Source organism: Vibrio sp. L85, from assembly GCF_963871815.1.
Lineage (GTDB): Bacteria > Pseudomonadota > Gammaproteobacteria > Enterobacterales > Vibrionaceae > Vibrio > Vibrio harveyi.
In genome coordinates, this window is the sequence record NZ_CAWMYL010000168.1 from 168947 (window position 1) to 183109 (window position 14163).

At 43.2% G+C, this 14163-nt stretch carries 14 protein-coding genes; 6 read left to right on the forward strand and 8 right to left on the reverse strand.

The annotated features are described in order from the left end of the window. The first annotated feature begins 121 nt into the window (after positions 1 to 121). Positions 122 to 913 (forward strand): CLCA_X family protein, encoded by a 792-nt coding sequence (locus AACR11_RS16915; protein WP_079324926.1) that lies wholly within the window; start codon positions 122 to 124, stop codon positions 911 to 913. 114 nt (positions 914 to 1027) lie between these two features. Beyond that, positions 1028 to 2359 carry an MFS transporter gene (locus AACR11_RS16920; protein ID WP_005447086.1) on the forward strand — a complete coding sequence of 444 codons (1332 nt, stop codon included), beginning with the start codon at positions 1028 to 1030 and terminating at the stop codon, positions 2357 to 2359. A 91-nt stretch (positions 2360 to 2450) separates the two neighbouring features. On the opposite strand, the gene AACR11_RS16925 is transcribed toward AACR11_RS16920, so the two are convergent. Beyond that, a complete protein-coding gene (locus tag AACR11_RS16925; protein ID WP_223295752.1) occupies positions 2451 to 3755 on the reverse strand; it encodes a ferredoxin reductase family protein in 1305 nt (434 codons plus the stop codon). 266 nt (positions 3756 to 4021) lie between these two features. Between AACR11_RS16925 and AACR11_RS16930 the strand changes: the two genes are divergently transcribed. Continuing rightward, positions 4022 to 4354 (forward strand): PepSY domain-containing protein, encoded by a 333-nt coding sequence (locus tag AACR11_RS16930; RefSeq protein WP_017818757.1) that lies wholly within the window; start codon positions 4022 to 4024, stop codon positions 4352 to 4354. Between the two features lie 138 nt (positions 4355 to 4492). Here the strand turns inward: AACR11_RS16930 and AACR11_RS16935 are convergent, their stop codons facing one another. Then, positions 4493 to 4969 (reverse strand): YHS domain-containing (seleno)protein, encoded by a 477-nt coding sequence (locus AACR11_RS16935; RefSeq protein WP_009699010.1) that lies wholly within the window; start codon positions 4967 to 4969, stop codon positions 4493 to 4495. A gap of 108 nt (positions 4970 to 5077) precedes the next feature. On the opposite strand from AACR11_RS16935, the gene AACR11_RS16940 reads away from it, so the two are divergent. Next, entirely contained in the window at positions 5078 to 5908 is an 831-nt protein-coding gene (locus tag AACR11_RS16940) for an AraC family transcriptional regulator (protein ID WP_029789696.1), read from the forward strand. A 311-nt stretch (positions 5909 to 6219) separates the two neighbouring features. Here AACR11_RS16940 and AACR11_RS16945 read toward each other — a convergent pair whose 3' ends face one another. The 6 genes from AACR11_RS16945 to AACR11_RS16970 all read right to left on the reverse strand — a co-directional run bounded on the left by AACR11_RS16945 (position 6220) and on the right by AACR11_RS16970 (position 11640). Next, positions 6220 to 6552 (reverse strand): hypothetical protein, encoded by a 333-nt coding sequence (locus tag AACR11_RS16945; protein WP_029790756.1) that lies wholly within the window; start codon positions 6550 to 6552, stop codon positions 6220 to 6222. A gap of 30 nt (positions 6553 to 6582) precedes the next feature. Further along, a complete protein-coding gene (locus tag AACR11_RS16950; RefSeq protein ID WP_005447097.1) occupies positions 6583 to 6855 on the reverse strand; it encodes a DUF3601 domain-containing protein in 273 nt (90 codons plus the stop codon). 242 nt (positions 6856 to 7097) lie between these two features. Continuing rightward, complete coding sequence (locus tag AACR11_RS16955) at positions 7098 to 7448, reverse strand: DUF3147 family protein (RefSeq protein ID WP_005447099.1); 351 nt, start codon at positions 7446 to 7448, stop codon at positions 7098 to 7100. A gap of 141 nt (positions 7449 to 7589) precedes the next feature. Further along, positions 7590 to 8915, reverse strand: coding sequence for a sensor domain-containing diguanylate cyclase (locus AACR11_RS16960; RefSeq protein WP_029790755.1), 1326 nt, complete (start codon positions 8913 to 8915; stop codon positions 7590 to 7592). 443 nt (positions 8916 to 9358) lie between these two features. Then, complete coding sequence (locus AACR11_RS16965; protein ID WP_029790754.1) at positions 9359 to 10204, reverse strand: enoyl-CoA hydratase/isomerase family protein; 846 nt, start codon at positions 10202 to 10204, stop codon at positions 9359 to 9361. A 290-nt stretch (positions 10205 to 10494) separates the two neighbouring features. Next, on the reverse strand, positions 10495 to 11640 hold the full coding sequence (locus AACR11_RS16970; RefSeq protein WP_029790753.1) for an AI-2E family transporter: 1146 nt from the start codon (positions 11638 to 11640) through the stop codon (positions 10495 to 10497). 320 nt (positions 11641 to 11960) lie between these two features. Between AACR11_RS16970 and AACR11_RS16975 the strand changes: the two genes are divergently transcribed. Beyond that, on the forward strand, positions 11961 to 12506 hold the full coding sequence (locus AACR11_RS16975; protein ID WP_005447106.1) for a sugar O-acetyltransferase: 546 nt from the start codon (positions 11961 to 11963) through the stop codon (positions 12504 to 12506). A gap of 99 nt (positions 12507 to 12605) precedes the next feature. Further along, positions 12606 to 14129, forward strand: coding sequence for an AGE family epimerase/isomerase (locus AACR11_RS16980; protein WP_033001724.1), 1524 nt, complete (start codon positions 12606 to 12608; stop codon positions 14127 to 14129). Positions 14130 to 14163 lie beyond the last annotated feature (34 nt).

Genomic DNA, 14163 nt, shown 5'->3' on the forward strand with positions numbered 1-14163 from the left:
AGCACTACCTTTAGTGTAGAAGGAGTCAGTTACTTCCGCCTCTATTACGCTATAATCTGACACCTTACCTTTTGAGTATAAGTTTGAGGAAACTCAATCAACGCCAATTCCGAGGAATGCCTTGCAATTAACCAGCTTTAAATACAAAACGCGAAAAGGTCCTGACTATCGTCATGGGGAGCAAGTGTCGTTCATCGATATTAAAGAGACCTTTGGCATTGGTGGTATCCGGATTGGCAAATGGGTTAATACGGAGGAAAAAGATCTCGCTGCAAACTTGAGCTTTGATTCTTTGGCTGACTTAGCTTATCTCTTAGCGTTGCCACCTTCCGCCATAGGGCTAAGAGGCAATTTGAACCTCGCCTTCGGTACAGGTGGAAGTAAAGGTGTTCAAGCGCATTATGCACCGAATCAACGCGAACTTGCTTTAGCTAAGAATGCAGGTGCTGGTGCACTTGCTCATGAGTTCTGGCATGCGTTCGACCATTACATCGCGGAAAAAGCGTTTGATATTGGTGATAGATCAGGTCCACAACGTAAGACGATATTTGCCAGTGATTGCTGGCTGCATAACGCAGAGCATTTCCCTCACCCATTAAACGAGCGACTGCTTAAGATTTTCGATACAACTTTGCTCAGTGCCGACGGACAAGATAAACACGATTACGTGACTCGAAGCGTTAAAGCGGATAAAGCAATGGGCGCTAGTTACTTTTCTCAACCTACGGAGATGATGGCAAGAGCATTTGAAGCCGTCGTAGAATCTTGCTCGGGCATCGAAAACTCTTATTTGGTTTCCGGCACAACTAAGGCGGACGCCATTATCGTCTATCCAGACATTGCTCATCGCCAAGTCATTCACCAGGCACTGCAAGCTTATTTCAGACCGCTTGGTGAGGCATTGAGCCGATAGCAAAGAATAGCGACTATGCGCCACGAGATATCATGATTTCCCAGTACAGACCTTTACCACAGAACTAAAAAAGGTTTATACATAAACTTATATTATTCAAAGTGCTGATATTTCATGACGCTAAAACAAATTCTGCAAATCCGTAATGTCCGCTGCTTCTTAATGTTCCGAAGCAGTTACTTTGCGCGATTCTACTATCCAGTGTTCACTCTACTCTATTTAGATTACGGCTTAACACTGTCTCAATTTGCGATGCTCAATGTGGTTTGGGCTGCAACCATCGTGCTAGCTGAAGTCCCTTCCGGTGCATTTGCCGACACATTAGGACGCAAACGACTGGTGGTGCTATCTTCGATAGTGATGTTCATCGAAATTGCAATGATCGCCTTTGTCCCTACAGGAAATCCCACTTTTGTTTTCATTGTATTTTTGATTAACCGAGTGTTGAGTGGCTTAGCTATGGCATTGGCAAGCGGCGCAGATGAAGCGCTGGCTTACGACACGCTAAAAGAGCAAGGCAAAGAAGATTTGTGGCCACGAGTGCTGCAAATCCAACTTCGACTGTCTTCGAGTATCGGTATAGTCGTCACCCTTTTGGGTGCAGCCATGTACGACGTCAACTTTATGGCAAGCGTTTATCATTTCTTAGGATTCGCAGAGCCAGAGTCTACACAAGACATCATGAGAATCCCCGTCTATGCGACCTTGTTTGTAGCAATGATTGCTATCTACTCGGCATTCAGCATGAGAGAAGCGAAAAAAGTCATCCCGAGCAACAGCAGTAAGTTAGCGTCCACGATGGAGAGTATGAAGCTGACCCTCAACACGGCAAAATGGGTATTGTCGACGCCTTATGTATTGTTCATTCTTCTCTACTACAGCTTGTTTGAGCATACATCACGTATGTTTTTAACCATGAATAGCCAGTACTACCGTGCCATTGATATTCCGATTATTTACTTTGGTTTTATTGGTGCAGGCATCAGTGTGTTGCAGATTTTGTTGGCAGGACAAAGTCGTCGTTTAGCAGAAAGCATGGCTCCGAAAACGTTCATTGCAATAATGGGGTTTGCGAGTATGGCGACGTATTATTGGATTAGCCTTGGATGGTCTATTTACGGCGTCATTCCGGCGTTGATCCTTATCTTCATCATTATGACGATGAACATTTTCATTAGTTATCATCTCAACAAGAAAACGGAATCTCACAACCGAGCGACGGTACTTAGCTTTAAAGGTTTAATGTTTAACCTAGGCTACGGCTCAATTGGTATTCTTTATGCCTATTACTACAAGTTAATCTCGCAAAACTATACGCAAGAACAGATCGCACAGCACATCGATTTCATCGCTTCGCTATCTTCATTCTTTTATTACTTTACGTTCTTGTTTATCGCCATCAGCGTATTTTTCTACTTTAAAGATAAGAAGCAGACCATTTTCTAACCGCAGATATTGGCGATTCAACCCCATCTAAAGATACCAAATAAGGCGAACCAAACGGTTCGCCTTTGTGTAAACAGATAGCGATTTCTAACTACCTCAATTCAAACAACTCTCGATGAAATGACTTCGCCGGTAAACCTAACCTTACAAATGCTTTCTCAAGTGTCTTGCCTAATTCTGATGGTCCACAGTACCACACACTGCAATGTCTAGTACCTTCTACACACTCTGTGACTTCTGCATTTCTGAATCGACCTTGTACACTTGTGTTCTTCGTATATAGCGTAACACCAGCCTTCTTTGCTCTTTGTTTTAGCTCCTCCAAAAGTGGCTTATCTTCTTCTCGATAGCTGTAAAACAAGTACACCGTTTTGCTCGTACCAACTGTCTCTATCGCAGTTAAAAATGGCGCAATACCAATGCCTGCGGCAAACCAAACTTGTCGTTCTGCATTATCTTGAAAATTGAACCGTCCATACGGTCCTTCAATACGCGCAGCTTGTCCAACCTTTAAAGAACCTTTCAACGCAGAGGTGTAATCGCCATTCGCTTTGATCATGAGCCTTACTTCACCATTTTGATGGTAAGCGGAAGCTAAACTAAAAGGGTGTGGGCGCTCGTTATCACCAAAATCGACAAAGGCAAATTGACCTGGTTGATAAACAAACTCCGCTGAATCAACTTTGAGCATGACTTCAATGCCATTACTGATCGGCTTGATACTTTGTACTTTGGCATCATGGCATTTCTTCTTACCATTCAAATTAAAGATGGTCATGAAGCACCCTACCGTTGCTAACCCACTCACACATAAGAGAATGGCTCCAGAAGGGGTTAGCCATAGACTCGCCTCAAAAAACATCACCATGTGTAAAACTAAAAATAAGTATAAATACGGAAGCACTTTGTGGGTGAGTTGGAAGACGTTGTGCTTAAACTTTTTAATCCATGCGATCAGAACAAACGCAGCGGAAAGGTAAAAGCCATACTCACCAATAAGCTGAGCAGGGTCGCCCATTGCATCTATTAGTTTCCAAAACGGGAAAGTCTCATCCTTTGGTTCGACAAAACCAAAATCCATTGCGAAATCATCACTTAAAAATGTGCCCCAATGAAACAACGCCGAAAACACGGCAGAAATACCAAGGTACTTATGCAATCGATATTGTTTATCTAACCCTCCTAACCAGCGCTCTAAAGGCCAATGTTTAACAGATAAAATCACGCACAACGACATAAGCAACATTGACACAATGCCACTGTAGTTAACCAAATAAGTGCGCACCTGCCAAAATAGGGGCCATTCAAGAGTCGGAGTTCCAATTTGCAAAACAGCGTAAGGGACAAGTAACGTAATGAGTACAACACCAAAATTGAGCATCAAATTTCTATTCATACAACGAGTTCAATCCAATCATGACTTTAATCGTCACTAAGCTATCAATAGAAGTGTGAAAAACTTGTATAGCTCGAACCCTCCAGACCATCAAGGATGGGTTGAACGCTAAAGTTCGTTAACGCAGCGATAGACGCAGTACGACAATTCTATCGGGACGAGCTTGTTCAATGCCGTATTCACATTTCTTTTACACCGTCACCTACACTATGGAGACGACAATAAAAGACCTCTCTCAGATGAAATTAGCGCTTAAGGAGAACTCAATGAAAAAACTCATATTATGTATCGCCCTAACCGCTTTTGGTGTGTTAAGCCTGCCAAGTTATGCTGCCGCCGATGCAGAAATCATCAGTCAAGAAGATGCCATTAAAGCAGCGCTAGGGGCGTTAGATGTTGAGGTGCTAGGCATTCGTCACGATGAACCTGATACCCAGTGGGATGTGTTTATTAAACGTGGAGATAAAGCGTACGAAGTCGAGGTTGATGCTCTCACAGGTAAGATTGTTGCGGCGGAAGAGGAAAGTCTAGCCGAAGTTCAAGCAGAACTTTCTGGCGATCTTTCACATGAAGGCGTGATTGGTGATGTTGATAAATAACCAGTGAGTTAAGGGCAACATAAACCGCTCCTATTAATCTCACTTTGTGTATTCCGCCCTTCTAATAGCCCATCGAAAAAAGGCGAACCAAATGATTCGCCTTGGGCGGACAGTAGGAAAGGAATTTATCGAAGACAGTTACAGCTTATCAGCGTCAACGACTTTTATGGTTGTCCAATTAGAGTTGGCATCTTGAATAAAGCCTTGTGTATCTTCCAACCAGCGCTTTTGCACTGATTTATCAAGATTCAGATATAGTTTGCCGTCTTCAATTTTCCACGCTTGAGGGTCAGTTTCGAACTTTTTACCCATCGCTACACCAAATGCACAGTAACCACCGTATTGTGGTGCGTAAGCTTGTGGATCCGTTTTGAATTGATCACGGTTTGCCGCATTAGCAAAGTGGTAGATAGCATTGTTGTAAGTGGCTGAATATTCAGGCTTGCCTTGCACTGCGCCATTATCTGTAAAGTACGCAACTGGGTCATATCCCTTGATCGCAAGATCATTAGCATCAACGCTCATGCCTACATCCGCAGCCATTAATGAAAAACTGGTTCCGAGTAAAGCGGTCATTAAAGTGAGTTTTCGACCAGTTGATTTAATGCGTGACATAGTAAGCTCCTTGTCTGTTTGTTTACCTTGTGTGAATAAATTAGCGGACTCTTCCGGTCTAAAGAGGGACTAATGACCAAAAAAATACGCAAATCGTTCGGAGGTAAAATGGACTTGTTATCACAGCTGATGGAACACTTCTCAATACGGACTGGTGTTTTCTATTCCGGGCATTTGTGTGGCATTTCTTCATTTCAATCAGACCACCACAACAGAGGTCACCTTCATGTACTCAATGCGGGTGATTTAATCTTGACGCCTGCAGGAGAAAATCCAAAACGGCTCACACAACCTTGCGTTATTTATTTGCCGAATAATACCCCTCATCGATTGGAAGGAGGTGAAGACAGTGAATTGGTGTGTGCAAACGTGGATTATAGAGGTGGTCAGATAAATCCTTTGTTGTCCGTATTACCAGACGTGATAGTCATCCCCTTTGAAGCTGCGCCAAACTTAACACCGGTATTAGATATGTTGTCTCAAGAAGCCAGCAAGAACTCAGTAGGACAGGAGTTTTTGATGGACAAGCTAAGCGACACTCTGATGGCTTTGATCTTCCGTCACTTAATTCAAGAGCAGAAAATCGAGCACGGTCTATTTGCCGCCCTTTCCCACCCTCGCCTTGCCAATGTCATTACTGAAGTGCATCAATTACCACCTCGTCACTTTCATATCAATGAAATGGCGTCCATCGCTGCGATGTCTCGGACTCAATTTATCGAGACCTTTAAACAAGTGGTTGGTGAAACTCCGGGGGATTATGTACAAAAGTGGCGAGTATCAGTCGCGCAATCGATGTTATTGCAAAATAAGCCGTTGAATTGGGTCTCTGATGAAGTCGGCTACAGTAGCTATTCTGGCTTCTCCCGCGCTTTTCAAAATGTCTCTGGAATGTCACCACGTCGCTGGTTACAAGAGCAAAAGGATGAAGTTGTTTGACGCAGCCATTTGTTTGACTAAAAAGCGAGTCAAAGACATGCTCCCAAAGGGCACTCTTTGCAAATATAAGGACCTTGGCTTGTATACTTTGTTGCCGATTCTTGATTTAGACCCACTAAACCTTTAAATCGCCGCCGCGTCTACAAACCAAGTCAGTCTCGCTGAACCTAGCATCTCGAGGTTACTTGGGTATAACTACCAGAGCTGAAAAAACGGCTATCGTCTCCCTGCGTACAAGTCCCTACCACCGAGCCATGCACTGATAAAGCCGTAAAGAGCAAGATAAGGACAAACAACAGCATCTTATGCTTTCAATCCTCGTCAATCTGAGAAGTGACAAATTCATCGATAAACAACTTTCCTGCAATCGAATCGATCGCGGCGATGGCTCCTCCCGAACCGTGGTAGGTTTCAGCATATAGATTGAATACTTGACCACAGGTTCGACAGGCAAAGTAGTTACAGATTAAATCACTCCACCCTTTCCGATTTATCATCTGAGAAAAAGGCTCACCCCAACTGCCGTAACCCAAGTATTTAAGCGTTTTAGCCTCCGTTCTTTCATTGAGAAAGCACATTGCATTCGCCAAATCTTTAGGGTTGTTTATTTTTCTCGCGGCATCTGAACAATCTTCACAACTCATTTTGGTTTTCCAGTTCACCTTTAACTAAATTTATTGCTGTCGTTCAAAATAAGTACCTAGCTCATGAACGATGTGTTGTTGTAAGCCCTCCCGATTGCAAAGCATGATCTGAAGGTCTCGGTTATGTGTTCGGAAAAAGAGTGATAAACCACTTTCATAAGGAACGAAGTTATGGTCAATAAACACCATTTCCTCATCAACTTGATACCGCTCACCGTTATAATCATAAAATTCTTTTTTGACTCGGTAGCGAACACCAGGATGTAAAACACTAAAACTCTTATTTTGACAAGTGTTGTTCATTTTTCTCAACGACCCTATTCTGTGGCGTTCAACCTAATATAAGTAATCCGGCGACCTAACCGCTAACAACGAAGCCAATAAATACCGTATGTTTCGGGTCATTGTTGAAGTCGATGATTGAAGTGCGATGCGCTTGTGTTGTTATCAGTAAGCGTTGCATTTGTTTCACGCTTTACCACAGCAGATAGCGAATCTATTAAGGTAAACGCTGGTATGTCAGGTTGGGAGCCAGAAAAACCTTGTCACAGCAAATTGATTCCGAATTGCTTTGCTACTAAGTTTGTCAAAGCAAAACAAGCTACCGATACTACGCAGCTGATTAATAGCGTCAGCCAAAAGGAGTATTTGGTTAGCAAATACGGGAAGAGTAAAAACATTGGCAACGTCGGCACGACAAACCAAAACGTGTAGAAAGCGTGGTTGGACAGTTTTTCTGTGCCTTGACCTTCAATATACATCCATACCAGCGCCAAAATAGTCACCGTTGGTAAGGCTGCTACCAAGGCACCAAGTTTGTCACTTCTTTTCGCCACTTCAGAAATTAATACGACGATTGCCGCCGTGGTTAAGTACTTGGTCACTATCCATAGCATTGTATTGCACCTTCAATTCACTTCGATCCGCTCTTAAAGTTAAACAAAAACAAGGCTTTGTTTACAAGCTGATAACCTAATATCTGTGAGTCTTCTCAGACATCAAGTAAAGCTATAGGCATACTATTTGAGACTTCATTCTTAACGAGTCCAACACACTTGATTTCGCCCTGAGTTTTTCGCTTTGTATAACGCTCGGTCCACTTCTCTTAATGCGTCTTTTAGAGAGTCTGTGCCGTCAAAATAGGCGACCCCAATACTTACCGTGATATCAATGTACATATCATTGATAAACACGGGCGTATTCGCCACTGTTTTTCTTACTCGCTCGCAGTATAGGTATGCTTGTCGAGCGTTAGTGTTTGGCATCAACAACATAAATTCCTCACCACCAGTGCGAGAAAGAGTGAAATCATGGCTCGTGTTTGCTTCGCATAGCTTAGAGAACTGAGCTAATACGATGTCCCCCACCTCATGACCATAAGTATCATTAATGCTCTTAAAAAAATCGATATCAAACACAGCAATTGAGCCTGCCGTATTCTCTTTTCTTAACACCTCAAACTTGGTCTCAAGACCACGACGGTTTAGGAGTCCAGTTAAGTAATCGGTATGCGCTTCATTTTGCAGGCTATCTCGCTGCATTTCTGAATGACGAAACTTGTTGAAGTACCTCACCGGTGTTGTCACCAATATTAGTAGCGTCAACAAAGTGGCAAAAATAACCACTCGTGGGATCAAGCCACTGTCCTCTGGCGATATTGAGATTTGCCAATTGGTGTTAAAAATCGTCACGACGCCAGTATGAATGTCACAATCAATCTCACCTTTAGAGCTGATCACTTTGTCATAATAGTTGCTGTTATCAGGATCATAGCCAACAACAGAGTAATGATTCACGTGGTTTTGGTTTAATACTTGCTCTAGTTTGCTAACGATTGATTCTAAATAGATAACGGAAGAAGAAAAACCGATGAAATTCGCATCGTCTGAGATACCTTTTCTGAGGATGAATGCTTGCTTACCATTTTGAACTAAGGTGACGGGACCTATAATCGTGTTTTTCTTGCAGTTTACAGACTGGTTTGCCCCAAGTTTTCGTGTTTGGTCTTCAAGAACGTTGTGACCAATTGCCGCTTTATGCTCGTCGTAGGGATAAGCATATTGCACGACCCCTTTTGGAAGGTATAACAAGGCATCCACATTGGTATAAGTGGATAAAAGCTTACGACTAAGTTTATTAAACTCTGCTGATGACATGTCATGGTTCTTAGAAAGCACCACAACTTCTTTCAATACTTCAGCCGTAATCAATGCGTCATTAAAGATGACTTTCATCTCTTTATTGATAGCACTGATAACTTGTTCAGATTCTTTTTCGTTATTGATGGCGGTTAGTTTTGTGGCGAGTAATTCCGTTAGCAATAATACCGAAATTAAAAATACTACTTTGATGCCCCAACTCATTACAACTGTCCTAGATTAACCCACTCTCCCTATCCCTAATTCAACAACTAAAATCCGTTTAGCTTTCATTCACTGCAATTCTGATCAAGATTTGAACTTGATGCATTTAAGAAGCGGCGATTATACGCATAATTGTATACTGTTCGATGATCAAAAGGTGTCGTTACGGATAAATATTTTTATCAATCAACAGTAAATTTCTATCGATCGATTTGATTGATCGACACAATCGATTCTATTAATTAAAAATATTGACCGACACGGCAAAAACTTAATGCCTAAACTGATGAATTTTCAAACAAATCTAGCCATTTTCTAGAATTGTCACTGATAATCGTCTGGTTTACATGAGCGACAGCAAGCAGAGCCAAATTTACTCGTCAATTGAAGGCGAGCCAAAAAACTCGCCTTTAATCTTATATCGACAATCAAGCTATGAATGATCAGTTAATGTCTTGCACCTTCATAACCAGTTCTTCCCAGTTTCTTTGGTTTTCGATATCGTGCTCTAAACCTTGGTCATCGGCAATTTGGAAGCGCTTAACCGCTGGCGTTTTACTGGTTGCTTGGTAAAGCCAGTAAGCTTCGGCTTTCAACGCTTCATCGATTGGCTTATCGATTGACTCGTACACCATTTGCTTACATGCATTAATAGATTCAGCTGGGAACTTAGAAATTCGCTGCGCTAACTCATCAACATAAGGACCAATCTCATCAGGCTCCAACGCTTTGTTTATGGTGCCGTACGCTTCTGCTTCGTCCGCATCGAAGTCGCGAGCACTCAAGATGATTTCTAGAGCACGTCCTAAACCAACCTGGCGTGCCATCCGAGATGCGCCACCACCGCACGGTAAGATGCCCATGCCAACTTCCATCTGCATAAATTTGTATTTACCGCGTGCGGCAAAGCGCATATCACATGCCAATGCAAATTCATGACCACAACCACGGGCAAATCCCTCCAACTTAGCTATCGTTGCTTGTGGTAGCTTGCTGATCCTTTCTAACACTGATTGAAGGTCAAGCAATTTCGCTTCTTCACGAGAAACCGCTTCTGTCGACATTTCTTTCAGCAATTCGGTGTCGTAATGACAAACCCAAATTTCTGGATTAGCAGATTGGAATACAACCACTTTCACGTTACGGTCACGTTCCAGACGTAGCGCTAAACCGTTCAAATCCGTCAACATTTCCTGCCCTTGCACGTTTACCGTTCCAAAATCAAACGTAACATAAAGAACGGCTTCTTCTTGTTTTGCAGTAAATGTTTTGTAGCCTTCGTAAGCCATATCCATTTCCTTTTTCCAATAAAAACATAACGTTGCGATTTACTTAAGCAACGCAATTAACGTTACGCCTCTGAAAAACATCAAGCAATGATTTATAAATTGAAACAGTATTTACGAAAACTAAAAGGTTGTTTGTCCGTTTACGACTAATCGTTAAGTTTCCAGCACTGATTATTTGCATTCACAAGCAACTAGAACAGCGGCCTTCTAGTTGCTCGAATGACTATCAACAAGCGCACTTCACATGGGCTTGTGCGATCCCACGGTCTAACTGCCTATTCATAACTAACTTAATCCTTGGACTCTTTAGCTTCTGTTTTCTCTTCCTGAAACTCTTCACTCTCTACGACATCAACAACGTCCTGAGTTTCCGTATCGACCCACTTCATAAACACCTGATAACCAGCAGCTAAGAATGCAGCGCCAATAAACATACCCAGTATACCGCCGGACATCATGCCGCCAACGGCACCAATAAGGACAATAGGCATCGGGACTTCTAACCCTCGCCCGAGAATCAATGGTTTTAAGAAGTTATCAATCAAGCTAGCGGCGATCAGTAAGATGGTAAAGATCACGTTATGAATCGTTCCGCTGTCCCCCGCCCACAACAAACCAACGGCGACTAAAGCAATAATAGTGACCGGAAGTTGAACGATAGCGAAGACTAGTGCGATAAGTGTAAACAAGGCTGCGGCCGGTACGCCGGATAATGCAACGACACCGCCAAATGCCATTGCTGTTAAGAAAGCAATACCAATGATGCCCACGGCGACTTGCCTGATAGTTGCAGTGGTAAGTTGGTGCAAATCCGGACCTCTTACTTCATCGGTAAAACTAATGAAGATCTTACGTATCGACCTAGCCGCAGGTTGTGCCCAAGCAAGCATGATCCCCGCAATAATAATCGCACCAATCAGCATAAACACACTTTTCGCCGCACCTGTCGCACTGTCAACAAACCAACTAAAGAACCCTTTAATTTGTGGCTGACGCTTTTCAATAAAAGTTGGTAGATCGTCCGCCGCTTCATACCAAACCGCATGAACTTTTTCACCGACCAACGGCCAGGTTTTCACACTGTCTGCTGGCTTGGTGATTACCAAAGTGCCATCTCGGTAAGACTCAAACGCACCTAAGGTTTTAGAAGCAAAAGAGTTGCCCACCATTGCTGTTGGCGTGCCGAGAATCAGCACACCAATAATCGCGATCAATGTTGCCGAGCGCGCGGAGCTTAATCCGAGTTTTCTTTCAATAACAAGTTTGACTGGATAAAGCGCAATAGCAAGGACTAACGCCCAGAGCAAAATAGGTAAAAAAGGTAAGAATGCCCACCAGCACACAATAACGATAAGCGTCGTGATTGAGAATCGTATCAAAGATGTGGTGAACGCTTTCGCCAGTATTTTCTCAAGATTTTCATTTGAATTATTCACTGTTTATCCCTTTGGTTTCACGTCATATCCCCATCATCTGATGATGGATAACGTGTCAATTTGTCCAAGCACAGTCATTGTCCACGCGTTACACAAGTGGATGTTTTAGAGCCCTACTCTGTAACGCAAAGCTCACTTATAAAACCTAGTACAACCTCCCGTACATTCAACGGTTTAATGTTGAGTTGTTTATGAAGTCGATGTTAAGAAGCGTTATTAAGTGACCATATTCTGATTTTGCGGTTCTCTATTTCCACTTGTATAACGCGCACTTTATATTGCTCACTTTGTTGCACTATTTAAGCAGTAAGGGCAAAAAGATGTCAGCACTCGAACTTATGCGTTCAGGAAAGGTTTATAACTGTCTGGACGAAGAACTTCAGCTCATGCGGGAGCGCACATGTGAGCTCATTTTCAACTTCAACCATGAACCCAACGCAGCAAAGCGTCATGCACTTCTCGTTGAAATAGGCGTCAATCTTGGTGATGGTGCTTGTATCCAAGCCCCGTTGCAATTGACGTATGGATGCAACCTTTCAGTGGGCTCGCATACTTACATTAATTGGGATGCCATCATCATAGACAACGGACAGGTAACCATTGGCGCGAACGTGATGATTGGTCCGCGAGTTCAAATCTACACCGCTGCGCATGCTTTAGAGACAGAGCAACGCCTTGCTGGTGATGAAACTGCAAAACCTGTAACCATAAAAGATAAAGTATGGATTGGTGGTGGTGCGATCATTATGCCGGGCGTGACGATTGGAGAAGAAGCTGTCATTGGTGCTGGATCTGTCGTAACGAAAGATGTGGCTCCGAGAGACCGCGTTGCTGGTAACCCCGCTCGCTCCATCAAAAAAGACTGACAAGCTTGTCAGCAGAGGGAATGGAAAACCGGAGAGATTCAACGGTTTGTAGAGGTCACCAACCGATATACTCTTTCTTTTCTTTCAAGGACTTGCTTTATGTCTTTTTCGACAAAGTCGTTAATAATAGCGTTCTCTCTCGCCACCAGTTCGGTGTCACTGGCGGCGACAATTGAAAACTCAGCTTCAAACGAAACTGTTTCCCAAGACGCGATTGCAAATAATGCGGCATCAACGACCTTTCCATCTACACAGACATGGCTAAACCACATCACAACAGGCTTAGCCCCTTACTGGATGGATGAGAAAGCTTACGGAGAACCTGTTGGAAACTTCCCCACTTTCCGCTGCAACGATGGTCGCAAACTGAATACAGCCAATGTTTGTCCTGAGTTAGATCGAGGTTGGATTACTCCTTATTTTGGTCGTGAATATACGCGGATGAAGTCGCGCCAAACCTACGCCTATGGGGTGCTTTTCCACCTAACTGGAGACACTCAAGCGCTTGAACTAGCGAAGCAAGGGGCTTATTACCTAATCAATGAACTGCAAGACAAAGCGCATGGCGGCTTTATTTCGTTCACGCAAAACAAACAAGCTGGTTTAAAGTGGACACAGAGAACTTCGCAAGACCAAGCTTATGCACTCGTTGGGCTTGCAATGTATTACTACCTAACGGGCGATCCTCTGGTAGAAAAAGTGCTTATTGATCAGCAAAAATTTATCTTTGATAACTACAGACTAAACGATGAAGTAGGACTTGCTTGGGTTTTACAAGATGGAGATGAGCAAAGTGCAAAACAGCATGAGTTGGTTGCACAATTAGACCAAATTAACGGCTATATGCTTTTGGTCGCTCCCCTATTGCCTGAGCCACATCGAACGAAGTGGCTCAGTGACCTGACCTGGTTAACAAATACATTAGTTCAACATTATCACTCAGATAAAGAGCAACGCTTCTACGGTGCCATTCATCATAAAGCCGTCATGCAGCCAAACGCCAAACATAACGATTTCGGTCACACCATTAAAGCGTATTGGATGACTTACCTTGTCGCAGAACAAATAAACAATGCCGATTGGAAACAATTTGCGAAACAAGGCATGCGAACGACATTAGAGCGAGCGCAATATCAACAACAGTTTGAACCAGTTAGCGCTTTTTTTTCTCCCGAACTGCAGAGCGACTGGGCGAATCAATCCATCCCTGCTTGGCAAAGCCGCCCTTATTCTAACGGCAGCTCTTCTTGGGAATGGGCAGAGCTTGACCAATCAGCAATGACACTTGCCATTTTAGATAACAAGGTGGGAAATGTACTGCCATACACCACACGTACTTTTATGGATGCATGGGTTGATCATCAATATGGGGGCGTCGGTCTCGATCCAAAGTCAACCAAAACGTTTCATTGGGGCAATGGTTATCATCAATTCGAGCATGCATTGATTGGCACCTTAACGTCTGGCGCACTAAACCATCAGCCAGTAACTTTGTATTATGCAAATGCGAGCAAAGTGCAATCCGATTTCACGCCTTATTATTTCCAAGGCAAAGTGGATAACGTCGAACGAACGGCGCAAGGCGAAATTCAAGCAGTGACCTATAGTAACATCACCCCATAACCACACTTTGGATGCATATCGGCAAACAAAAAGG

Coding starts and splice junctions, on each gene's coding strand:
- AACR11_RS16920 (WP_005447086.1), top strand. CDS start 1,028: ATGACGCTAAAACAAATTCTGCAAATCCGTAATGTCCGCTGCTTCTTA.
- AACR11_RS16925 (WP_223295752.1), bottom strand. CDS start 3,755: ATGAATAGAAATTTGATGCTCAATTTTGGTGTTGTACTCATTACGTTA.
- AACR11_RS16930 (WP_017818757.1), top strand. CDS start 4,022: ATGAAAAAACTCATATTATGTATCGCCCTAACCGCTTTTGGTGTGTTA.
- AACR11_RS16935 (WP_009699010.1), bottom strand. CDS start 4,969: ATGTCACGCATTAAATCAACTGGTCGAAAACTCACTTTAATGACCGCT.
- AACR11_RS16940 (WP_029789696.1), top strand. CDS start 5,078: ATGGACTTGTTATCACAGCTGATGGAACACTTCTCAATACGGACTGGT.
- AACR11_RS16945 (WP_029790756.1), bottom strand. CDS start 6,552: ATGAGTTGTGAAGATTGTTCAGATGCCGCGAGAAAAATAAACAACCCT.
- AACR11_RS16950 (WP_005447097.1), bottom strand. CDS start 6,855: ATGAACAACACTTGTCAAAATAAGAGTTTTAGTGTTTTACATCCTGGT.
- AACR11_RS16955 (WP_005447099.1), bottom strand. CDS start 7,448: ATGCTATGGATAGTGACCAAGTACTTAACCACGGCGGCAATCGTCGTA.
- AACR11_RS16960 (WP_029790755.1), bottom strand. CDS start 8,915: ATGAGTTGGGGCATCAAAGTAGTATTTTTAATTTCGGTATTATTGCTA.
- AACR11_RS16965 (WP_029790754.1), bottom strand. CDS start 10,204: ATGGCTTACGAAGGCTACAAAACATTTACTGCAAAACAAGAAGAAGCC.
- AACR11_RS16975 (WP_005447106.1), top strand. CDS start 11,961: ATGTCAGCACTCGAACTTATGCGTTCAGGAAAGGTTTATAACTGTCTG.
- AACR11_RS16980 (WP_033001724.1), top strand. CDS start 12,606: ATGTCTTTTTCGACAAAGTCGTTAATAATAGCGTTCTCTCTCGCCACC.